Source organism: Chryseobacterium sp. MIQD13, assembly GCF_050496705.1.
Classification (GTDB): Bacteria; Bacteroidota; Bacteroidia; order Flavobacteriales; family Weeksellaceae; genus Chryseobacterium.
Window position 1 is genome coordinate 109,565 of sequence record NZ_JBNWAF010000004.1, and the last position, 20,452, is coordinate 130,016.

Annotated in this window: 20 protein-coding genes; 15 read left to right on the forward strand and 5 right to left on the reverse strand. The window is 36.5% G+C overall.

Annotation, left to right across the window (positions count from 1 at the left end; genetic code table 11):
• Positions 1-28 precede the first annotated feature (28 nt).
• Positions 29-2,095 (reverse strand): protein-disulfide reductase DsbD family protein, encoded by a 2,067-nt coding sequence (locus ACQWU4_RS17420; protein ID WP_429937036.1) that lies wholly within the window; start codon positions 2,093-2,095, stop codon positions 29-31.
• Positions 2,092-3,411, reverse strand: coding sequence for a tRNA lysidine(34) synthetase TilS (gene tilS / locus ACQWU4_RS17425; protein ID WP_429937037.1), 1,320 nt, complete (start codon positions 3,409-3,411; stop codon positions 2,092-2,094). The genes ACQWU4_RS17420 and tilS overlap by 4 nt, the downstream gene beginning before the upstream one ends.
• A 90-nt stretch (positions 3,412-3,501) precedes the next feature.
• On the opposite strand from tilS, the gene ACQWU4_RS17430 reads away from it, so the two are divergent.
• The 6 genes from ACQWU4_RS17430 (at position 3,502) to ACQWU4_RS17455 (ending at position 8,241) form a co-directional block, all read left to right on the forward strand.
• Entirely contained in the window at positions 3,502-4,335 is an 834-nt protein-coding gene (locus ACQWU4_RS17430; RefSeq protein WP_429937038.1) for an OmpA family protein, read from the forward strand.
• A 398-nt stretch (positions 4,336-4,733) separates the two neighbouring features.
• Positions 4,734-5,381: an O-methyltransferase gene (locus ACQWU4_RS17435; protein WP_429937039.1), complete on the forward strand. Its 648-nt coding sequence runs from the start codon at positions 4,734-4,736 to the stop codon at positions 5,379-5,381.
• A gap of 79 nt (positions 5,382-5,460) precedes the next feature.
• Positions 5,461-6,177, forward strand: a complete 717-nt coding sequence (locus ACQWU4_RS17440; protein ID WP_429937040.1) for an NlpC/P60 family protein — start codon at positions 5,461-5,463, stop codon at positions 6,175-6,177.
• Positions 6,178-6,194: 17 nt separating this feature from the next.
• Positions 6,195-6,662 carry a DUF1648 domain-containing protein gene (locus tag ACQWU4_RS17445; protein ID WP_429937041.1) on the forward strand — a complete coding sequence of 156 codons (468 nt, stop codon included), beginning with the start codon at positions 6,195-6,197 and terminating at the stop codon, positions 6,660-6,662.
• Positions 6,659-7,003, forward strand: coding sequence for a cupin domain-containing protein (locus ACQWU4_RS17450; RefSeq protein WP_429937042.1), 345 nt, complete (start codon positions 6,659-6,661; stop codon positions 7,001-7,003). The genes ACQWU4_RS17445 and ACQWU4_RS17450 overlap by 4 nt, the downstream gene beginning before the upstream one ends.
• Positions 7,004-7,008: 5 nt before the next feature.
• A complete protein-coding gene (locus ACQWU4_RS17455; protein WP_429937043.1) occupies positions 7,009-8,241 on the forward strand; it encodes a 3-deoxy-D-manno-octulosonic acid transferase in 1,233 nt (410 codons plus the stop codon).
• On the opposite strand, the gene ACQWU4_RS17460 is transcribed toward ACQWU4_RS17455, so the two are convergent.
• From ACQWU4_RS17460 to ACQWU4_RS17470, 3 genes are read right to left on the reverse strand one after another with little or no spacing between them, the layout of a single operon-like run.
• A complete protein-coding gene (locus ACQWU4_RS17460; protein WP_429937044.1) occupies positions 8,233-8,859 on the reverse strand; it encodes a deoxyuridine 5'-triphosphate nucleotidohydrolase in 627 nt (208 codons plus the stop codon). The genes ACQWU4_RS17455 and ACQWU4_RS17460 overlap by 9 nt on opposite strands.
• Positions 8,859-9,614, reverse strand: coding sequence for a glycosyltransferase family 2 protein (locus ACQWU4_RS17465; RefSeq protein WP_429937045.1), 756 nt, complete (start codon positions 9,612-9,614; stop codon positions 8,859-8,861). The genes ACQWU4_RS17460 and ACQWU4_RS17465 overlap by 1 nt, the downstream gene beginning before the upstream one ends.
• A gap of 22 nt (positions 9,615-9,636) precedes the next feature.
• On the reverse strand, positions 9,637-10,614 hold the full coding sequence (locus ACQWU4_RS17470) for an acyltransferase family protein (RefSeq protein WP_429937046.1): 978 nt from the start codon (positions 10,612-10,614) through the stop codon (positions 9,637-9,639).
• A gap of 198 nt (positions 10,615-10,812) precedes the next feature.
• Here ACQWU4_RS17470 and ACQWU4_RS17475 point away from each other — a divergent pair, with 198 nt between their 5' ends.
• From ACQWU4_RS17475 to ACQWU4_RS17515, 9 genes are all read left to right on the forward strand, one after another.
• Positions 10,813-11,283: a lipocalin family protein gene (locus ACQWU4_RS17475; protein WP_429937047.1), complete on the forward strand. Its 471-nt coding sequence runs from the start codon at positions 10,813-10,815 to the stop codon at positions 11,281-11,283.
• Positions 11,284-11,467: 184 nt separating this feature from the next.
• Entirely contained in the window at positions 11,468-14,281 is a 2,814-nt protein-coding gene (leuS, locus tag ACQWU4_RS17480) for a leucine--tRNA ligase (protein ID WP_429937048.1), read from the forward strand.
• A 240-nt stretch (positions 14,282-14,521) separates the two neighbouring features.
• On the forward strand, positions 14,522-15,385 hold the full coding sequence (locus ACQWU4_RS17485; RefSeq protein ID WP_048502767.1) for a MotA/TolQ/ExbB proton channel family protein: 864 nt from the start codon (positions 14,522-14,524) through the stop codon (positions 15,383-15,385).
• Positions 15,386-15,447: 62 nt separating this feature from the next.
• Positions 15,448-16,050, forward strand: coding sequence for an ExbD/TolR family protein (locus ACQWU4_RS17490; RefSeq protein ID WP_429937049.1), 603 nt, complete (start codon positions 15,448-15,450; stop codon positions 16,048-16,050).
• Between the two features lie 15 nt (positions 16,051-16,065).
• Positions 16,066-16,638, forward strand: coding sequence for an ExbD/TolR family protein (locus ACQWU4_RS17495; RefSeq protein WP_429937050.1), 573 nt, complete (start codon positions 16,066-16,068; stop codon positions 16,636-16,638).
• 23 nt (positions 16,639-16,661) lie between these two features.
• Positions 16,662-17,501 carry an energy transducer TonB gene (locus tag ACQWU4_RS17500; RefSeq protein ID WP_429937051.1) on the forward strand — a complete coding sequence of 280 codons (840 nt, stop codon included), beginning with the start codon at positions 16,662-16,664 and terminating at the stop codon, positions 17,499-17,501.
• A gap of 77 nt (positions 17,502-17,578) precedes the next feature.
• Positions 17,579-17,776: a DUF308 domain-containing protein gene (locus ACQWU4_RS17505; RefSeq protein WP_429937052.1), complete on the forward strand. Its 198-nt coding sequence runs from the start codon at positions 17,579-17,581 to the stop codon at positions 17,774-17,776.
• Positions 17,766-18,638 (forward strand): PstS family phosphate ABC transporter substrate-binding protein, encoded by an 873-nt coding sequence (locus ACQWU4_RS17510; RefSeq protein ID WP_429937053.1) that lies wholly within the window; start codon positions 17,766-17,768, stop codon positions 18,636-18,638. The genes ACQWU4_RS17505 and ACQWU4_RS17510 overlap by 11 nt, the downstream gene beginning before the upstream one ends.
• Before the next feature lie 92 nt (positions 18,639-18,730).
• The gene (locus tag ACQWU4_RS17515; RefSeq protein WP_429937054.1) at positions 18,731-20,380 is read left to right on the forward strand and encodes a tetratricopeptide repeat protein; all 1,650 of its coding nucleotides are present in this window, start codon (positions 18,731-18,733) and stop codon (positions 20,378-20,380) included.
• Positions 20,381-20,452: the final 72 nt, after the last annotated feature.

Sequence of the window (20,452 nt, forward strand, 5' to 3'; positions counted from 1 at the left end):
TTTTTGTTATGTTTAAGTTAAGTAAGTCTTACTTTGTAGTTTTATAATAATTTACACCACATTCTAGGAATTTTTTGAAATCCTCTTTCGGCATATATCCGGATACAGGCGTGTTGATCACTTTTCCGTCCGGAGTTATCAGAACATAGTGCGGCTGGGAATTATTATTGAAATTCACCTGCTGGAATAAGCTCCATCTGTCTCCGATTGTTTTTACCTTTTTCACCTGTCCGTCTCCAAGGTCAATCTTTGTTTTCTGATCTTCAGGAAGCTCTTCCTTATCATCCACATACAAAGATGCCAGTACCACATCATTCTGTAAGATTGGAAGAATATCCGGTTCGCTCCATACGAATTCCTCCATTTTACGGCAGTTTTCACAGCCATAACCGGTGAAGTCAATCAGAATAGGTTTGTTTTCCTTTTTGGCAATCTCTATGGCTTTAAAGAAATCATGCTCAGGATGCATTCCCAGAATTCCGTCCTTTTCATCATGGAAATAGCTTACATTCAGTGGAGGCAGAATTCCACTTAATAACTGTAATTTTGGACGGTCAGAAGGAATTAATCCCTGAATCAGATAGATCACAAAACCTATTCCCAAAGCTCCTAATATTTTTCTTGTAACAGATATTTTCGGTTTCTTATCATCGTGCGGGAATCTTATAATTCCGAATAAATAAAGCGCCAGTCCCAATGCAATGATGATCCATATAGCAATGAAAAGCTCTCTTTTTAATAAGAAAGTTTTGGAAACCAGATCCGCTTTAGATAAGAATTTTAAAGCTAAAGCCAGTTCCACAAAACCGAGAACCACTTTCACCGTATTCATCCATCCTCCTGATTTCGGAAGACTCTGTAAAGCCTGCGGGAATAAAGCCAGCAGTCCGAAAACAATTGCCCACGCCAACCCGAATCCTGCCAAAGCAAATGTCAGCAGCATAGGAACGTTGGTAGATCCTGTTACTGCACTTCCCAATAGACTTCCCAGGATAGGTCCCGTACATGAGAAAGAAACAATAACCAAGGTTAAAGCCATGAAGAAAATACCGATAATTCCGCCTGCTTCCTCTGCTTTTGAAGACTTATTGGCAATAGAACTCGGTAATGTGATATCATAATATCCGAAGAAACTTCCTGCGAAAAAGATGAATATGATAAAGAACGCAATATTCAGCCATACGCTTGTAGAAATTTCATTGAAAATATTTCCGGCAATTCCATCAATCAGATGGAAAGGAAGGCTTAAAAGAACAAAGATCAGAAGAATGAAAAATCCATAGATTAATGCATCTCTTTTACCCTTTGCTTTATTTTTATTTCCTTTTGTAAAAAAAGAAACCGTAAGCGGGATCATAGGGAAAACGCATGGTGTCAGCAAGGCAATTAAACCGCCTACAAATCCTAAGAATAAATAGGTCCAGTAGTTTTCGTCAACTTTTGTTGAAGCAGTTCCGCAATCTGTCAAAGGCTTCTGGAAATCAATTGTTGCTATTTTGAGCTGCTTTGGATCTAGTTTTGAAGTTTCGGCCACTGTTGCTTCTGTTTTTGCAGGATCTGCAACAACAGTTTCTATCACTTTTACTGAATCTTTTGGAACTTCAGTTTTTTCTTCTGTAGCTTCCTCCGGAGCTCCTTTTGGAGTTACTTTTTGATTAAATTCTAGAGTATTTGGAGCCAGGCAAACCCTGTCGTCACAAGTCTGATATGTAATCTCAGAAACCACATCTGCAGGTTTTGCAGGATCTTTTAATTTGAATTTCTGTTTGAAACCGGCGGAATTGGAGTAAAAGACAATCGTTCCCCCGAAAGCTTCCGAAAATTCTTCATGCTTTTTACCAACCTCAGTAAACTTTCCGATCAGCTCGATATTCTTTCCTGAAACTTTATATTCGGTAGGAATTCCTGTATCCTCAGGGAGATCTTTGGAATAAATATGCCAGCCGCTTTCCATAGTAGCATTCAAAACAGCTTCATATTGGTTATTCCCCAGATCATTGATTGTAAATTTGAATTTTACGGGATTCTTGATCTGTGCATTAATTCCTGCCGCTAAAAACAGCAGCACTACTAAAAACCAGTTTCTAAATTTCATTTTTTCTTTTCATTAAAAATTTTGAGAATACTTTGCGTTTTCTCATCATTTGCATATCTTCTGTCCTGTCTGAGAGGGATAATCCCAAGTACGGAATTGTTGTCGTCACACAGGATCCAAATTTTTGGCCTCGCTAAAATAGATAATTTTTCGTCCCTAAAAAACTTAGAAACTTTCTTTTTGCCCGAAAAACCGGATGGATAGAACTCATCGCCATCCTGTAGCTTTCTTAATCGTAATGGGAACTGAAGTTTTGAGGCGTCAAAATTCCATTCAAAACTGTTATTGATTCCGTCAATGTTTTCAATTGTGTTTTCAAGGCTGATACTGATCTGGTTTTCAGCAAAATCAAAATTCTCGATCAATAGAATTTCATTCCTGCTCTCTTTCTTTCCATTTTTATGAATGAAAATTAATTCATCACGGCCGATCATCAATTGATAATCTTTTGAAAAAAATGAACTGCCGTTTTCTGCAGTAAATATTTTAGGAATCTCTTCTTCGCGATCGAATCCGTATTTCTTTAAAATTTCAAACTGTACAAAAGCGCTTTCCAGGCCCAGCTTTCCTTTTGATAGAATTTTATGGTCAGAGTTAAATAAAGTGATCTTATTTTCAATTTCTTCAATCTGTTTTTCTATAAAATCTTTAGTTTGGTTTAGATAAGAAGTACTTTTTTTAAAGTTCTCAAGAAAATGCTCATTTGTTTCTAAAAGTCGGGGAACTATTTCGTTCCTGATTTTGTTTCTTAAATAATCATTTTTTTTATTGGAAAGATCTTCCCGGAAATCAATACCGTTTTCCTCAGCATAGTCATAAATCTCTTTTTTTGAAAAATTTAAGAGAGGTCGGATTGTATTATTCCTGTCTGCAGGAATTCCACTTAGCCCGTTGATGCCGGAAGCTTTAGAAAGATTGATGATAAAAGTTTCCAGCTGGTCATTCAAATGATGTGCTGTAACAAGAAATTCCAGTTTTTCCTCTTCCTGGATTTTTCTGAAAAAACGATAACGAAGTTCTCTTGCCCAAAGCTGAATGGAATTTTCCGGTTTTTTATCCTTTTCTGAAACTTCATAAAGATGAAACTGAATATGATTTTTCTCACAAAAAACCTGAACTGTTTTCTGATCCAGATCGGAATCCTCACCCCGAAGTTTATAGTTGATATGAGCCACCTGGAAGGTAAGCCCCAAATCCTGAAAAAGAGAGGCCAGAACCATAGAATCGGCACCGCCGCTTACCGCCAGAAGATAACCGTGGTTTTCCGGATTTCTGACAAGGTTTTCAAGCTGATTTTTAAAACTAGATTTTTCCAAGAGGTATGTTGAAGATTTCTTTTATGCAAAGATAATCCATAAAATTCAATTCAATTTCCCTAACTTTGATTCGTCTAAAAATGATTACATATGAAGATTATTAAAATTTTAGGAATTTCTGCAATGGCGTTGGGATTGACATCTTGTGTCAGCAAAAAGCAGTACGATGCATTAAGCTCAAACTATAAGCAGTGTATTGAAAATATAGGGGAAAGACAAAGAGAGATTCAGGATTTAAAATCTCAAAATTCTGCATTGTCAGGGGAAAATAATCTTTTAAAAAGTCAGCATGATGCTTTGAAATCATCTTTGGATGCATGTCTTGCCAATACAGGGAAAAGTTCAGCTAATATTGATAAACTGGTTGGAGAAATTAATGCTTCAAATTCATATATCAAACAGCTGATCTCAAATAATGCTAAAAATGACAGTCTGAACATGGCATTGTCTAACAAGCTTAAAAGATCTCTTGATAACGTAGCTGATGATGATGTACAGGTGAAAGTATTGAAAGGAGTGGTAATGATTTCGTTATCAGATAAAATGCTTTACAAAACAGGGGATTACAATGTATTGCCTGCCGCTCAGGAAGTGTTAGGAAAAGTGGCTAAAGTAATCAATGATTATGATAAGTATTCTGTACTGATTGAAGGTAATACGGATAATGCTCCTTTAAGCTCTCCTAATCTGCCAAGAGACAACTGGGATCTTTCTGCATTGAGAGGTACGGCGATTGCTAAGGTTCTTCAGACACAGTTTGGTGTAGATCCGGCAAGAATTACAGCAGGAGGACGTTCCGAATACAATCCTAAAGCAACGAATATGAGCGTTTCCGGAAGAGCTGAAAACAGAAGAACGGAAATTATCATTATGCCGAAGCTGGATGAATTCATGAAATTAATGGATATTGCTCCTAAAAAATAATTGAAAATATATTCAAAAAAATAAATCCCGAAATTATTCGGGATTTATTTTTTCATCAAATCAATTCTTCTTTTTTCAATAATGAAATAATTCGTTGAAGAAAAGAATTAGATATTTCTGTTTTAGTTTTTTTGGACGAAGAATCCGCCTTGCCTTTTGGCCCTGCGGTCTTCTGATTCTCTGTGTTAATTAGTTTTCCCCCTACATTCATTTTCTTTTTTCTTTAGTGTTTTTACCCCTTGTTCTCTGCAAATGTAGAATTATCTTCAATGTGAACATATCCGTATTTTTACGGTATTTTAAACAGGGGTTTTACGGGAGAAAAGATGAAAAATGCCGATCAGTAATAATTTTTCTTTATATTTAAGTACTTTTGAATAATATAAAAAGATTGCAGTATGAGCTTTTTTGAAGAAAAAAATCCTGAAATGGACAGGTATCTGGAAACGCATGCTTCCTCCGAACCTGAAATTCTGAAAAAACTGAGAAGAGAGACCTATCAGAAAACCACACAGCCACATATGATATCGGGATATCAGCAGGGAAGGCTATTAACTATTATTTCCCAGATGATGCAGCCTGAAAATGTACTGGAAATCGGAACTTTTACAGGGTATGCAACACTTTGCCTTACAGCTGGGCTGGCGAAAGACGGGAAAATTATAACACTGGACGTTAATGAAGATCTTGCTTATCTGCCGAAGAAATATTTTGAAGAAAGTGAATATGCCGGACAGATTGATTTTAAGATTCAGGATGCCAAAGAGTTTTTAAGAGAAACAGATGAGGTTTTTGACCTTGTTTTTATAGATGCCGACAAGGAAAATTATGCCGAATATTTCAGACTCATCAAACCCAGGACAACATCCGGTTCTGTGGTAATGTTTGATAACGTTCTATGGTACGGAAAAGTACTGGAAGAAGATCCTAAACAGAAATCTACACAGATCATTAAAGAACTGAATGATTTGATCGCAAAAGACGACGATTTTGAAAATCTTATTTTACCTTTGCGTGATGGAGTAAACTTCCTTCGGAGGAAGTAATTAAAATAGTTAAAGATTAAATTTTTACAGACTTTAATGTTTTTAATCTTTAAACTATTCAATCTTTTAATCTTAACGAATGAATAAAGGAATTTGTAATGTTACAGTAGCACCGGTTCGTGCAGAGAATTCTGACAAAGCGGAAATTGTTACGGAAATATTGTTTGGGGAAAGCGCTGATATTCTGGAAGTAAATAAAAACTGGACCAGAATAAAAATGCACTATGACGGATATGAAGGATGGATGGATACCAAACAGCTGAAACCTGTAACAGACGAGGAATTGGCAAAAAGAAAAGTTACCATAGTAACTGAAGATTTCTCTTCAGTGCTGATGAATGACGGAAAGACCCTGCTGTCAATGGGTTCTGAGGTAGAGTTTCCTGCAGTGGCTTCAAGAAGGAGCCATGATCTTCGTGAGAGTATTGCTTTAGCAGCAAAAGAATTCCTGAATGTACCCTATCTATGGGGGGGCAAGAGCTTTTTTGCAGTAGACTGCTCGGGTTTTACCCAGCTTATCTATAAAATTCATGATATTAAACTGCCCAGAGATACTTATCAGCAGGCGGAAGTTGGTGTGCCTTTGACCTTTGTGGAAGAAAGCCAGCCGGGTGATTTAGCTTTTTTTGAGAATCCTGAAGGTAAAATTATTCACGTAGGAATCATGCTTGATAATCAAAAGATCATTCATGCTTCAGGAAAGGTGAGAATAGATACCCTTGATTCTACAGGAATTTTTAATAAAGAAATGAATAAGCACACCCATAAACTGAGAGTAATTAAAAACGTACTCTAGCTTTAAACAGAATCTGAATGGAAAATATTCTTTTTACAATTTTTGATATTTTTAATTTCGGATTAGTCGTTTTTTTCTGGTGGTTTACCCTGAAACATTATAAAACCCTTCCCAAAAGAATTCCTGTACATTTTGATTTTGACGGAAAAGCAGATAATTTCGGGAACAAAGCTTATTCTTTTTTAACGCCGGTTCTGGGAACTGCTTTCTATTTTCTGTTTACATATGCACTAAGGCATCCTGAATCTGTTAATTTCCCTGTTGAAATTACAAATCAGAACAGGAGTGCCCAGTTCCTCATTATGGAAATTTTTATAAGATGGCTGTTTGTGCTGGTTATGCTTATCTTTATGAATGGACAGGATTATATGTTCAGGTATTCCTTTGATGAAAAAGTGAGACCAAGAGTTCCGTTACCCACTGCTATTTTATCGGTGATCGGAAGCTTAATTGTTGTTTTTATTTTTGTAGCGATATTCAAATGATACATTCTAAAGAAAATTCAGAACACTATATTTGGGGAAACAGCTGTGACAGCTGGATATTAAACGATTCAGCCAATCTTTCCGTAAAACAGGAAAAAATGCCTGCAGGAACAGCTGAAAAACTCCATCTCCATGAAAGAGCAGAACAGGTCTTTTATATTTTAAAAGGTGAAGCAGTACTGTACATCAATAACAAAAAGTTTGTGGTAAAATCAGGAGAAAGTATTTCCATTCAGCCCAAATCAGAGCATTTTATTTCCAATGAATCTCATGAAGAATTGGAATTTCTGGTTATTTCCAGTCCATCTACCCATAATGACCGAATTGAAATTGAAAAGTAATTAGAATGTCTTTCCTATACAACATATTTGTAAGTCTTCTCATTTTTGGAATGAAGGTTTTTTCATTGTTTAATGATAAAACTAAAAAAGGAGTTGAAGGAAGAAAACAGTCTTTAAGCAAAGTAAAAGCAGCGTTTTCACCATCAGATAAAGTCATCTGGATGCATGCAGCAAGTCTGGGAGAATATGAGCAGGGGCTTCCGGTTTTAGAAAAGCTTAAAGAGCAATTTCCGGGTTATAAGATCCTTGTCACTTTCTTTTCCCCTTCAGGCTATGAAAATGTAGTGAAAAAGAAGCATATTGCGGATGTAATTTGTTATTTGCCCTTTGATAAGAAAAACACGGTAAAAGAATTTATTTCCCAGTTTGATACAGAACTGTTTTTTACGGTTAAGTATGATTATTGGTATCATCTTCTGGGTGAGCTTAAAAACCAGGGGGCCAAAATCTATGTGATCTCTGCTTTGTTTTATGAAAGCCAGGCTTTCTTCACATCTTATGGAAAGTGGTTCGTAAAGCAGCTTAAAAAAGACGTTGACTGGTTTTTTCATCAGACTGCTTTTTCTTTTGCATTAGCTAAGAGTGTCGGGCTTATGAATTCTTCTGTGACGGGAGATACAAGATTTGACAGGGTAAAACAGCTCCGGGCAAGAGATAATCACGTTGAATTTATTTCAGATTTTATAGGAAATCATCAGTCCGTCGTGTTTGGAAGCTCATGGCAGGCTGAAGAAAAGATTGCCTCTGCAGTTTTCAGAATGAATGCCGGTTTAAGATTGATTATAGCTCCTCATGATCTGAAAAGGGTGGAGCATTTGAAAAATATTTTTCCTGAAGCATTATTGTACAGCCGGATAGATAAAGCAGAACTTCCCGTTTCTGATTATCAGATTTTAATCATAGACAGTATCGGTTTATTATCGAAGCTTTATTCCTATGCGGATGTGGCAGTGGTAGGTGGCGGTTTTCACGATGCAGGCCTGCATAATATCCTGGAAGCAGCTACATTTGGTACTCCTGTGATCTTTGGAGACCATTACAGAAAAAATCCTGAGGCAGACGATCTTATTGCAGCCGGTGGCGGAAAATCTTTTTCAGAAGAATATGCGGCAGCGGATTTTGTGTTGTTTCTTCTTAATAATGAAGAGGAATTGCAGGAAATGTCCGGCAATGCCAGAAAATTTATAAAAGAAAAACCTGATGCCGCGAATCTTATCCTGCAGAAAATTCTATCTTAAAAATCCCTGACTTTTGGTGTCTTTCATGATCTGCTCTATGTTTTCCGGAATACTGTCGGATTCAAGCCAGTTCATATCTAAACCGTTATTAATGCAAAGCTTTTGCAGGTAATGATTTTCGGAAATCTTATTTTGGGTTTCTCTCAGAAGTTCATCAATCTCCATCCAGTAATCTTCATCCAGTTTTTTAGTTAATACCAGAGCTTTGAATACTTTATTGATGATATAGATGTACAATTTGTAAACATTGTCAAATCTTTGTCTGCTGAGATCACCGTTGGAATCCAGAATTCTGTTGACCAGCAAAAGATTCAGCGAAACCTCCCCGAATTTATCTGTTGTTATTTTGATGTGCTCCGTTATTTCGGCGCTTAGCTTCCGGATAGTGCTCAGGAAATATTTGGCATTTCCAACATATTTTGAGGCAAGGAGAACCTGTTCTGCAACATGTTCTTCCATTGCATTTCTTTTATCATCCGTGGTTTCCTGATCAATCAGTTCAAAATAAAGTTTTTTAGACAAAAGTTTATCCTTTTTCAGTAATCTGAAAATAAGACGGTCTTTTTCTACACTGGAAAAAGCACTCAATGCAGCCTTGAACTCCTTTGAATACTCCATTAATTGAAAATTTTAGAATACTTCAGAAATCCGTTAATAGCCCAATTGGCAGTATAATAAAAAGATTTTACTGTAGAAAATCCCATGAAGTCTTTGTATACCAGATACTGATCCTTGATAATGTTCTTTTTCTTTCTGGAAACACTGTTTTCGCGCATCCTGTATTTCGCCAGTGTCTTATTGATAGGCATTCCTTCAGGGATTACCTTTAAAAGATTCAGCCACATTACGTGATCTTCACGTTTGCTTTTTATCGGGAATAAAAATTTCCCAACCCTTTTGGTATCGTACATTGTGGAAACCGGTGCCAGTCTGCAGGTTTTAAGAAGATTGGAGAAAGTTACCACCTTATCCGCCAGAAAATCCTTTAAGACAGGCTGCAGCTGTTCATTACATCTTGAATAATTACAGTAGACCAGTTCTGCATTATTCTCCTGCATATAATCTGTCATGGTTTCCAGATATTCAGGATACCAGAAATCATCAGAATCCAGAAAGGCAATATATCGACCTGTAGCTCTTTCCAGGCTATTATTCCGCGCATTTCCGGCACCGCCGTTTTTCTCTAGAACCTGTAATTTTATCCTTGGGTCATTATATTTTCGTATAATTTCTACCGTATTATCTTTGGACAGGTCATCGGTGATAAGCCATTCCCAGTTTTCATAGGTTTGGTTTAAAACAGACTGTATCGTTTCTTCGATGAATTCAGCAGAATTGTAGCAGGGAGTGATGATGGAGACGAGGTCTTTCATTTGTGTTTTAACTGGGGTAAAATTATAAAAATTTTTTCTCATACAGATGCCACGATGCAATACCTACTGTGATAACCACCAGCATACATACAAAGCTCATAAAGAAAGGATTGAAATTTGCAAATAGTCCGAGCGTAGCAAATACCCTGATAATAGGGAAATGGAATATATAAATGCCATAAGTGAAATCCCCGTATTTCCCGAAATTATTCAGGAATTTAAATGAATAGGCAATGTACAGCACGATAATACTGATCATAATTGGCGAGAACAGCTTGATATGTAAGACGAGGTCTATCCAAACTGTAATAATTGCAATGATGAAAAGGATATTTTTATATTTAATAAACTTATCAAAATGAAAATAGCCAAGCATTCCGCCTATAAAATAGCACAGTGAGCCGGGGAGCTGTTTGGAAACAGAAATTTTTCCGGCCATTTCGAAATAATTAAGAAATACCAGAGAAAGAAAATACAGTACAATCAGGCTGATATTTCTGTATTTGTTATTTTTCCCAAATAATAAAAAGATCAGGGGAACAACAAAGTAAAAGCACATTTCAATCTTAAGGGTCCAGAGAGCTCCGTTTACAGCCTCATTACCAAATACTCCGGGAAGGGAAGGTGCCATGAAATTCATGAAAATAGAATTCCAGAAAAGATATTTATAAACCTGTATATTCCCAAAATAATCTGAAAAAGACAGGGTGCTTACCAGACTCAGAAGGGTAGTGCAGAGAAATACGACCAATAAATAGGCAGGAACAATTCTGTTGAATCTTTTTTTTGCATAGCTTTTCAGGCTGGAAGATCTTTCGTAGCTTCTTGCAATAAGGAATCCGCTGACGATGAAAAACGAAAAAACGGCAACTTCTACGGGACTGTTGGTTAAAAAGTAAAGCTGGTCTGAGTCGCTTAACGCTCCCAAATGTCCTACAAAGACAATGAAAGCAAGGAGAACACGTATGAAGTCAAAATTATTTTTCGTTATACTCTGCATTTTTGTTTTCTTTCTGCAAAAATAGTTTTTTTAATAAATAATAGAGAAAGCCGGGATTCAATATTTTGTTAAATAATGCCTGTTTTAAGCATTAATGTTCTAAAATTTTCAGAAATATACTTTATCGAAATTATTTTTCACAAAAAATGGTGATATAAATCAAAAAAATTATAATTTTAGCGCTTGAAAATTTTATTTATGAAGAAATTAGCATTACTATTTGCAGGTTTATCATTATTTGTAGCTACAGGGTGTAATGATGATGATAAGGAGATGGAGTATCCTCTTGTAGGGGTTTGGCAGCCGCTGAAAGAAGTGGTTACTACAGTAGAAACTGGTGAAGAGCCTGTTTCAGACCTTATTACGTATACCGACTGTGAGAAAGAGAGCAGATGGAGATTTACCTCTGACGCTACAGGGAAATTAACCAAAAATGGAGAGATCGGAACAACACCGCAATGTACTATCCTATCTGATCAGAATTTTACCTACACATATGATAGAAGTGCAAAAACAATAGTGATCAAATACCAGGGAACTGTGGAACCGGCCAACGGGAAAATAATCACCCTCGATGAAACTACCTTGAACCTTGCCATAAGAGAAGAGACTCAGGATCCGACGGTATATAAAACAAGAACGTTTACGATGAGGAGAATACCTCAGTAAAATATACATTTCATATCCAAACATAGATCTCATCTCAGGATGGGATTTTTTTGTTAATGGTAATAGTGAATTAATCAAAAATTAAAATTTCCATTTCTTTTAAAATCATTATTTTTGTGAAAATTAGAATGGAAGCTGACAAAAAACTAACATCTAATATCTAACATCTAATATCTATAATAAAGTGTTTTACGATCATCAGCAGATAGAAAAAAAGTGGCAGAAGTACTGGGAGGAAAATCAGACCTACAAAACCTCTAACAACACAGATAAACCTAAATTTTATGTTCTCGATATGTTTCCGTATCCATCCGGGGCAGGGCTTCACGTGGGGCACCCGCTGGGATATATTGCATCAGATATTTATGCGAGATATAAAAGACATCAGGGTTTCAATGTTCTCCATCCGGTAGGGTACGACAGTTTCGGCCTTCCTGCTGAACAATATGCTATCCAGACAGGGCAGCATCCGGCAATCACAACTGAAGAGAATATCAACAGATATGAAGAGCAGTTGAAAAAGATCGGTTTTTCATTCGACTGGAGCAGGGAAGTAAGAACTTCAGATGCCTCTTATTATAAATGGACACAATGGATCTTTATCGAGCTGTACCATTCATGGTATAATAAAAATACGGATAAAGCAGAATCTATCGATACCTTAATTCAGCACTTTGAAGAAAAGGGAACTGAAGGATTAAGTGCCAACCAGAATGACGAATTAAACTTTACGGCAGAAGAATGGAAAAATTCTTCAGACCTTGATAAGGAAGATGTCTTATTAAATTACCGTCTGGCTTACAGAGCAGAGACCACTGTAAACTGGTGTCCTGCTTTGGGAACCGTATTGGCTAATGATGAGGTGAAAGACGGAAAATCCGAAAGAGGAGGATTCCCTGTATTCCAAAAGAAAATGATGCAGTGGAGCATGAGAATTTCTGCTTACTCCGAAAGATTATTACAGGGCCTTAATACATTGGATTGGCCACAGCCTCTTAAAGATGCCCAGGAATACTGGATCGGAAAATCCCAGGGAGCGCAGGTTCAGTTTCAGGTTGAGAATCACAGTGAGATTATTGAAGTTTTTACTACAAGACCTGACACTATTTTCGGAGCAACATTTATGGTACTGGCTCCCGAAAATCCTTTAGTGGATACTATTACTACAGAAGCTCAGAAAGCAGAAGTAGATTCCTATATAGAAGAAACTTCCAAAAAAACAGAGAGAGACAGGATGTCTGACGTGAAAAACGTGAGCGGTGCCTTTACAGGAAGTTATGCGATCAATCCTTTCAGCGGAGAGAAAATGCCTGTTTATATTTCAGATTATGTATTGATGGGGTATGGAACTGGTGCAGTAATGGCCGTTCCTGCACACGATGAACGAGATCACAGATTTGCAAAGAAATTCAATCTTACTATTAAAAAGGTTGTTGAGACTGATGAAGATGTTCAGGAAAAATCTTTTGATTCTAAGGATTCAGTTTGTGTCAACTCTGATTTCTTAAACGGATTACATTATAATGATGCCAAATCAAAAATAATTTCTGAAATAGAAAACAAAGGAATTGGCCACGGAACTACAAATTACAGACAGCGTGATGCCATTTTCTCAAGACAGCGTTATTGGGGCGAGCCTGTTCCTATATATTATAAGGAAGAAATGCCTTACACGCTTCCGGTTTCAGCTTTACCATTAGAACTTCCTGAGGTTGAAAAATATTTACCGACTGAAGACGGAGATCCGCCATTAGGAAATGCTAAAGTATTTGCATGGGATGAAGCCAACCAGAAAGTTGTTTCTACAGATCTGATTGATGATAAAACAGTATTCCCGTTAGAATTATCCACAATGCCGGGTTGGGCAGGAAGCTCATGGTATTTCCTCAGATATATGGATCCGAATGATCAGGAGGTTTTTGTGAAAAAAGAACTTGCAGATTATTGGGGACAGGTAGACCTGTATATAGGAGGTAGCGAACATGCAACCGGTCACTTATTGTATTCCCGCTTCTGGAACATGTTCCTAAAAGACAGAGGATATATTAATAATAATGAACCTTTCCAGAAACTGATTAATCAGGGAATGATTTTGGGGATGAGCGCATTTGTATACAGAATTGACGGAACCAACCAATATGTTTCCAAAAATCTGTCAGGTAATTATCAGACTCAGAAGATTCACGTTGACGTATCCTTATTAAAAGGAACATCTGATGAACTGGATACGGAAACCTTCAAAACATGGAGACCGGATTATGCTGATGCGGAATTTATTCTGGAAGACGGAAAATACATTACAGACCGTGAAGTAGAAAAAATGTCCAAATCTAAATACAATGTTGTAAATCCTGATGATATCTGTGAAGAATATGGAGCAGACGGATTAAGACTTTATGAAATGTTCTTAGGACCTTTGGAGCAATCCAAACCTTGGAATACACAGGGATTAAGCGGAGTATATGGTTTCCTTAAAAAATTCTGGAATCTGTACTTCAACGGAGATGCTTTTGAGATTTCCGATGAAGAGCCTACAAAAGCGGAATACAAAGTTTTACATACCTTAATAAAGAAGGTTGTTTATGATATTGAGAACTTCTCATTCAATACCTCTGTATCTTCATTTATGATTGCTGTTAACGAGCTTCAGAAAATAAAATGCAACAAACGCAATATTTTAGAACCCTTAGCCGTTATCATCTCTCCGTATGCACCACACATCTGTGAAGAGCTTTGGAGCCTATTAGGAAATAAGGAATCTGTCGAATTTGAGAAATTCCCTGTATTAAATGAGGAATACCTTGTAGAAGATGAAATTGAGTATCCGGTAAGTGTAAACGGTAAAATGAAGTTCAAAATTTCGCTTTCTGCGCAGTTATCAGCTAAAGAAGTGGAAGATTTGGTGATTTCAGATGAAAAAATACAGTCGGTTTTAGAAGGTAAAATGCCTAAAAAAATCATCGTAGTGCATCACCGTATTGTGAATATCGTAATTTAAAAAAAAGTTAACATTGGGAAATTAAAAAAAATGGGGGTCTTATTTTTTTAAATTTCTAACTCAAATGTTAAATTTGGGGAAAATAAATAAAATATTTAAAAATAATTATTATATCGAAATCGTATTAAAATTTCTTTATCAGAAAAATGCAAAATGTTTATTTAAGACTCTTGCATTTTAATTAATTTTGCCTTTAATTTACACCTTGTAAAATTTTAAAACAATATAATTTAGTTAAATATGGAAATGAATGTTTCAAAAAATGATGAGCAAGTAGTTGCTAGAAAAGCAGGAGGTTTAAACCCGGCTGTTATTATTCCTATTTTATTCGTTATAGGAGTTTGTATTTATTTATTTGTTCTTGGGAATCCAGGAAACTTTAAAGATGCAGAAAAACTAGGTAGTGGATCTGTAGCTTTCTCAAGTGTTGAAGGAAAAGACATTCATCCAGAATCGTTTTTAGGTATTATCTACAAAGGAGGGGTTATCGTACCAATCTTGATTACTTTCATGATCACTGTAATCGTTTTCTCTTTTGAAAGATATTTCGTTCTTGGCAAAGCTGCTGGAAAAGGAAACTTAGACAACTTCGTAGTACAAGTAAGAAGCTTATTGAATCAAAACAAAATTGATGAAGCTTTAGAAGAGTGTGACAGACAACAAGGATCTGTAGGTAACGTAGTGAAAGAAGGTCTTACTACTTACAAAGCACTTTCTCACGATACTACTTTAAATAAAGAGCAAAAAATGGTAGCTCTTAACAAAGCTATCGAAGAAGCTACAACTCTTGAGATGCCAATGCTTGAAAAGAACATGATGATTCTTTCTACTTTAGGTACTGTAGCAACACTAATCGCGCTTTTAGGAACTGTAATCGGGATGATCAAAGCATTCTTCGCATTAGGTTCAGGTGGTGGTACTCCGGATGCTGCTGCACTTTCTACAGGTATCTCTGAAGCCTTGATCAACACGGCATTAGGTATTGGTACTTCAGCTATCGCGATTATCCTTTATAACTTCTTTACATCTAAAATTGACGGATTAACTTATAAGATCGACGAGATCGCTATGAGCATCCAGCAGTCTTTCGCTGAATTCAACTAAGAATTTGTAGCAAGGAATTTGCATTCCAATAAAAGAAGTTTAATTAAAAATAATTCAAAACAATGGCGAGAGTCAAACCTAAAAGACATGGTGTAGTGACGGATATGACGGCAATGTGTGACGTTGCCTTCCTACTACTTACATTCTTTATCTTGACCACTCAGTTTAAAAAACCTGACGTGGAGCAGATTAAACCGCCATCTTCAATATCAGAGAAGTTACTTCCTGATGCAAGTTTGATGACAATCAACGCTACTCCGGATGGAAAATTCTATTTCCAGCCGGTAGACAATGCATCAGAGAGATTACAGCTTTTAGACAAAATGGGGCAAAAGTATAATATGACTTTTAGCAACCAGCAAAAAGCGGCATTTCAGAAAGTACAAGCGATTGGGGTTCCTATGAGCCAACTGAAAGGCTATCTCGATATGTCAGATGAGGATCAGAAAAGTTTCAAGAGTCCTACAGGGATTCCTATGGATAGTACAAATAAGCAGTTAGTAGACTGGGTACAGCAGAGTTTGAGCGTAAATCCTGATTACAAATTAGCAATCAAAGGAGACGTTACCACTCAGTATCCAAAAGTTAAAAGCCTATTTGAAGGTTTAAGAGATATTGATTTTCTTAAATTCTGGTTGATTACATCACAAGAAGGTAAACCATAATAATATCATTTAGAAATGGCAGAAGTACAAGTACAGGAAAAAGGCGGCAAGGGCGGCAAGGTCCGTTCCAAGAAGCAGAATACCAGAGTAGATATGACTCCGATGGTGGACTTGGGTTTTCTATTGATTACCTTCTTTATGTTCACAACCACATTCAGTAAACCGAATGTAATGGATTTGGGACTTCCGGCAAAACCTAAAAAGGATCAGCCGAAACCACCTCCAACAGAAATTAAACTTTCTAACTCAATTTCTTTATTATTGGGTAAAGACAATAAGATATTTTGGCATCAGCAGGATCCTACATCTTTAACTGATCAGAATCTTAATGAAACAACTTACGATAGAGAAGGAATTAGAAAAATAATTGAGAAGGCAAGAGCAGGCGCAGCTGACAAAACAAAATTTACTGTTATTATCAAGCCGACTGACGATGCTGTATATAAAAACTTTGTAGATATTCTTGATGAAATGGCCATTACCAAAAGCGAGCAGTACGGGGTAACCGATGTGAAGCCTTGGGAGAAAACCATCTATGACAGAAAAGTTGGGAATAATGGAGCTGCGGCTGCACCAGCTACAAAGTAATTTAACCATAAAATTGTATATCTATGGCAGATGAAAATGTATACAATCAGAATCTTACTTTAGACGAGATTGTATTTGAAAATAGAAACAAGGAATATGGTGCCTATGATCTGAGACATCAGTATCCAAGACTTCTGACAAAATCTTTTATTGTTGGAACGGCATTATTCCTGGTTGCGGCTTTGTCTCCTTTTATTTATCTTACCATTAAGAGACTTACTGAACCTCCTAAACAAGAAGTGAAGGCAGATTTGGTAAACATTATTGAAGAAGACCCGATCATTGAGCAACCAAAAGAAGAAGAACCACCTCCACCACCTCCTCCAAAAGAAGAGGAAAAAATTGAGGTAATCCAGAACGTGGTTCCTGAGCCTGTAAAAGCTCCGAAGATTGAAACTCCACCGCCACCAATTTCTAAGCAGTTAGAAACGACGACTGGTTTGAACAATCAGGAAGGGGTAAAAGCTCCGGCTTATACACCACCTCCACCACCGCCATCTACAGGTACTAAAGCTACCACTGTAGAAGTAAAAACAAACAACCCTAATGAGATCTACAAAGATGTAGACCAGTCTGCAGAATATCCTGGAGGTATGGGAGCATTAAGAAAGTTCCTTGGGGAAAACTTTGATACTTCTTTAATGGAAGGAGGTGAAGGTACTCTTAAAGCTAAACTTAAGTTCGTTGTAGAAAGAGACGGAACTGTTTCAGCAGTTACTATTGAAGAGAAATCTCCAAATGGCGACTTCAACAATGAAGCAATTCGTGTAGTTAAGAAACTTAAAAAATGGACTCCTGCGAAAAGAAACGGGGAGAGCGTAAGATCTTACTATAGCGTACCATTTACTATGAACTTTGAATAAGACTTATTTATTCAACTTATAAATAAAAAAGAGAAGCATATGCTTCTCTTTTTTATTTTTTTTGGTATTTTTGTTACATGATGTTCAATTGGTTATCCTTAGTTACAGGACTTTTTTATATCGTATTGGGAGTTGTAGTTATTATCTACAAATTTTTCTTTACGGTTTTGGAGCCCGCTATTGCCTATGCAATGGGTGCGGTGCTTATTCTTTATGGAATATTTAGAATCTATAGAGCAGTTTCAAGAATTAAAGATTCAGGAAATGAGAAATAGTTTAAAAATTGGGCTGCTTTCCATAATGGGCATCATTGCTCTAAGCTGCAAAAAAGAAGATAAATCTCCATCTTATCATAAAGGAGACCTTACCATACTCACCGATGAATCTTTTAAAAGCGTTACTGAAGCATTGGCAGACGGATATATGATCAACTATCCGGAAACCCATATCAAGGTAGTGACTCAAAAAGAAGATTTAGCCTTCCTTGATTTATTGAAAGATAAGGCAAGGATAACAGTAATGTCAAGAGATCTCACCCCTGAAGAGAAGAAAGCTTATGAAGAACAGGTAGATCTGAAATTTCTCCCTGCTAAATTTGCTGCAGATGCTGTAGTATTTGTAGTACCGAAAGATTCCCCGAAACAAAGTATTTCAATGGATGAAATCAATAAAGGATTGGAATCTGATGCCAAGAATTTTATTTTTGACGGGACCAATTCAAGCAATCTGAATTTTGTTGCACAGAAACTGAAGAAACAGCCAAAAGATCTTAAATTCTCTATTATTCCAGGTAATCAGAATATCATAGAAGAATTGGGGAAATACCCAGATAAAATTGGGGTTATCGGTCTGAATACATTCAGCCGTCCTTATGATAAGACTTCTGAAAGACTGAGAGATATGGTAAAAGTTCTTCCGGTGGAAAATAATGGAGAATTATATACTGTTGATAGCGAAAATTTACGTGAGATGACCTATCCTTTTACCCGTGTTCTTTACTTTTTAACGAATGAAGGTAACTTTAATATAGCGAATGGATTTATAAGATATTCATGTACGCAGTTAGGCCAGATGATTGTACAAAAAGAAGGCCTGCAACCGTATAATGTATATAAGAGAGAAGTGCAGATGCGTTAAAAAATATTAAAAAAATATTACACCCTTTATAAAAATATTATTTTGGTCCAAAAATTGTGGAGCATATAACTCAAATATTAGAAAAATATAAAATGAAAGATATAATGATTATGAATGTAAAGAAAATTGCTTTTGGGGCAGCCGTGGTATTCTTTTCCGGTTTAGCTACTGCACAAACACTGCAGGATGGTATCAACAGTATAGACAGTGATAAATTTGCACAGGCTAAGACCAATTTTACGGATATGGTTACCAAAGCACCTACAGCAGAAAATTACTTCTATTTAGGAAATACTTACCTGAAGCAAGGCGAGCCTGATTATGCTAAAGCTACAGAAAGCTTTAACAAAGGTTTAGCTGCTGATAACAAAAGCTATCTTAACAAAATAGGATTGGCTACAGTAAAATTAGGTAAAGGAGATAAAAGTGCAGTTGCTGAAATTCAGAAAATTGTTGCTGATTCCAAAGAAAAAGATGCTGAAGTATTATTCAGAGCTGCGGAAGCTTTAACATTATTTGAAAAAAACAGTGCTCCTGATCTTGCTATTCAGTTCCTGACTAAAGCTGTTGAAAAAGCTGAGAAAAAAGGAGTTCCTGCCCATTATTACTATACACTTGGAGATGCTTACAGACTAAAAAGAGTTCCTGGTGATGCTATGTCAGCTTATGATAAAGCACTTCCTTTAGCTAAAAATAAGGCATCTGTTTATACAAGAATGGCTACTTTATGGATGGCAGCACAACAATGGCAGCAAGCTAAACAAAGCATTGATAAAGCAATTGGTGTAGATGCAACTTATGCACCTGCGTACAAGGCTTTAGCTTCTTATGATATCAGATACCAGCAGAATGCAAAAGCAACACAAGATCTTATCAACTATACAAAATATGCTGATGAGGATCCATATACTCAATTAGAAATTGCTAAATTATACTTCACTAATGAAGATTATGCAAACTCTAAAACAGTGCTAGATAAGATCTTTGATAAAATTGATGACCCTATCAAATTCAAATTGAGAGCTTATCAGTCTTATGCAGATGGAAACTATGCAGATGCAAAACAGAACATGGATACTTTCGTATCTCAGGCTGAAAAAACAAGAATACAGCCGGCTGACCAGGGTCTTCAGGGACTTATCGCAGCTGGATTAGCTAAAACTGAAACTGACGCTGCTAAAAAATCAGCTTTAAATACAGAAGCACAGCAGAAAATTGCTATCGCTAAAGCGGCTAAAGATGAAACAATGAAGTGGGATGTAGAGCTTGCCAATATTGCAGGAGGAGGAGCTTCTCAGGCTGAAGCAGAAAAAGGACCTACTAACCCTGAGATTGAAGCATTGAAGAAGAAAGTAGCTGCCAATAAAGAAGATTCAGATTCATTATTTAAGCTGGCTACAGCTTACCAGGATGTTAAAAACTGGAACGGAGCTATTCTTACTTGGCAGAAAATGAGTGCACTTCTTCCGGATTGGGCTCCGGCATACTACAGCCAGGGTTATTCTTACCAGCAGGCAGGAAATAATGATGCTGCAAAATTAGCTTATGAAAAATTCATCAGCACAGTAAAACCGGCTGATCAGGAAGCTAACAAACAGACTTTAGCATATGCTTACTTCGCGGTAGCTTATATGAATAAAGATACGGATGCTGCTAAGGCTAAAGATTATGTAGCTAAATCCTTACAGCTTGATCCTACTTATCAGGATGCTGTAAAATTAAATGCAGAACTCAATAAGTAATTTAAAATTTAAATTATAGATATTAAAACTTCCCATTCGTAATGTTTGGGAAGTTTTTATTTTAAGTCTTAT

What these genes read in the sequence shown, in the direction of transcription:
- ACQWU4_RS17500 (WP_429937051.1), top strand. Translation starts at nt 16,662, where the DNA reads ATGGCAGATGAAAATGTATACAATCAGAATCTTACTTTAGACGAGATT.
- ACQWU4_RS17485 (WP_048502767.1), top strand. Translation starts at nt 14,522, where the DNA reads ATGGAAATGAATGTTTCAAAAAATGATGAGCAAGTAGTTGCTAGAAAA.
- ACQWU4_RS17510 (WP_429937053.1), top strand. Translation starts at nt 17,766, where the DNA reads ATGAGAAATAGTTTAAAAATTGGGCTGCTTTCCATAATGGGCATCATT.
- ACQWU4_RS17505 (WP_429937052.1), top strand. Translation starts at nt 17,579, where the DNA reads ATGATGTTCAATTGGTTATCCTTAGTTACAGGACTTTTTTATATCGTA.
- ACQWU4_RS17490 (WP_429937049.1), top strand. Translation starts at nt 15,448, where the DNA reads ATGGCGAGAGTCAAACCTAAAAGACATGGTGTAGTGACGGATATGACG.
- ACQWU4_RS17475 (WP_429937047.1), top strand. Translation starts at nt 10,813, where the DNA reads ATGAAGAAATTAGCATTACTATTTGCAGGTTTATCATTATTTGTAGCT.
- ACQWU4_RS17445 (WP_429937041.1), top strand. Translation starts at nt 6,195, where the DNA reads ATGGAAAATATTCTTTTTACAATTTTTGATATTTTTAATTTCGGATTA.
- ACQWU4_RS17470 (WP_429937046.1), bottom strand. Translation starts at nt 10,614, where the DNA reads ATGCAGAGTATAACGAAAAATAATTTTGACTTCATACGTGTTCTCCTT.
- ACQWU4_RS17430 (WP_429937038.1), top strand. Translation starts at nt 3,502, where the DNA reads ATGAAGATTATTAAAATTTTAGGAATTTCTGCAATGGCGTTGGGATTG.
- ACQWU4_RS17460 (WP_429937044.1), bottom strand. Translation starts at nt 8,859, where the DNA reads ATGGAGTATTCAAAGGAGTTCAAGGCTGCATTGAGTGCTTTTTCCAGT.
- ACQWU4_RS17495 (WP_429937050.1), top strand. Translation starts at nt 16,066, where the DNA reads ATGGCAGAAGTACAAGTACAGGAAAAAGGCGGCAAGGGCGGCAAGGTC.
- ACQWU4_RS17465 (WP_429937045.1), bottom strand. Translation starts at nt 9,614, where the DNA reads ATGAAAGACCTCGTCTCCATCATCACTCCCTGCTACAATTCTGCTGAA.
- ACQWU4_RS17435 (WP_429937039.1), top strand. Translation starts at nt 4,734, where the DNA reads ATGAGCTTTTTTGAAGAAAAAAATCCTGAAATGGACAGGTATCTGGAA.
- ACQWU4_RS17420 (WP_429937036.1), bottom strand. Translation starts at nt 2,095, where the DNA reads ATGAAATTTAGAAACTGGTTTTTAGTAGTGCTGCTGTTTTTAGCGGCA.
- ACQWU4_RS17440 (WP_429937040.1), top strand. Translation starts at nt 5,461, where the DNA reads ATGAATAAAGGAATTTGTAATGTTACAGTAGCACCGGTTCGTGCAGAG.
- ACQWU4_RS17455 (WP_429937043.1), top strand. Translation starts at nt 7,009, where the DNA reads ATGTCTTTCCTATACAACATATTTGTAAGTCTTCTCATTTTTGGAATG.
- ACQWU4_RS17515 (WP_429937054.1), top strand. Translation starts at nt 18,731, where the DNA reads ATGAAAGATATAATGATTATGAATGTAAAGAAAATTGCTTTTGGGGCA.
- ACQWU4_RS17450 (WP_429937042.1), top strand. Translation starts at nt 6,659, where the DNA reads ATGATACATTCTAAAGAAAATTCAGAACACTATATTTGGGGAAACAGC.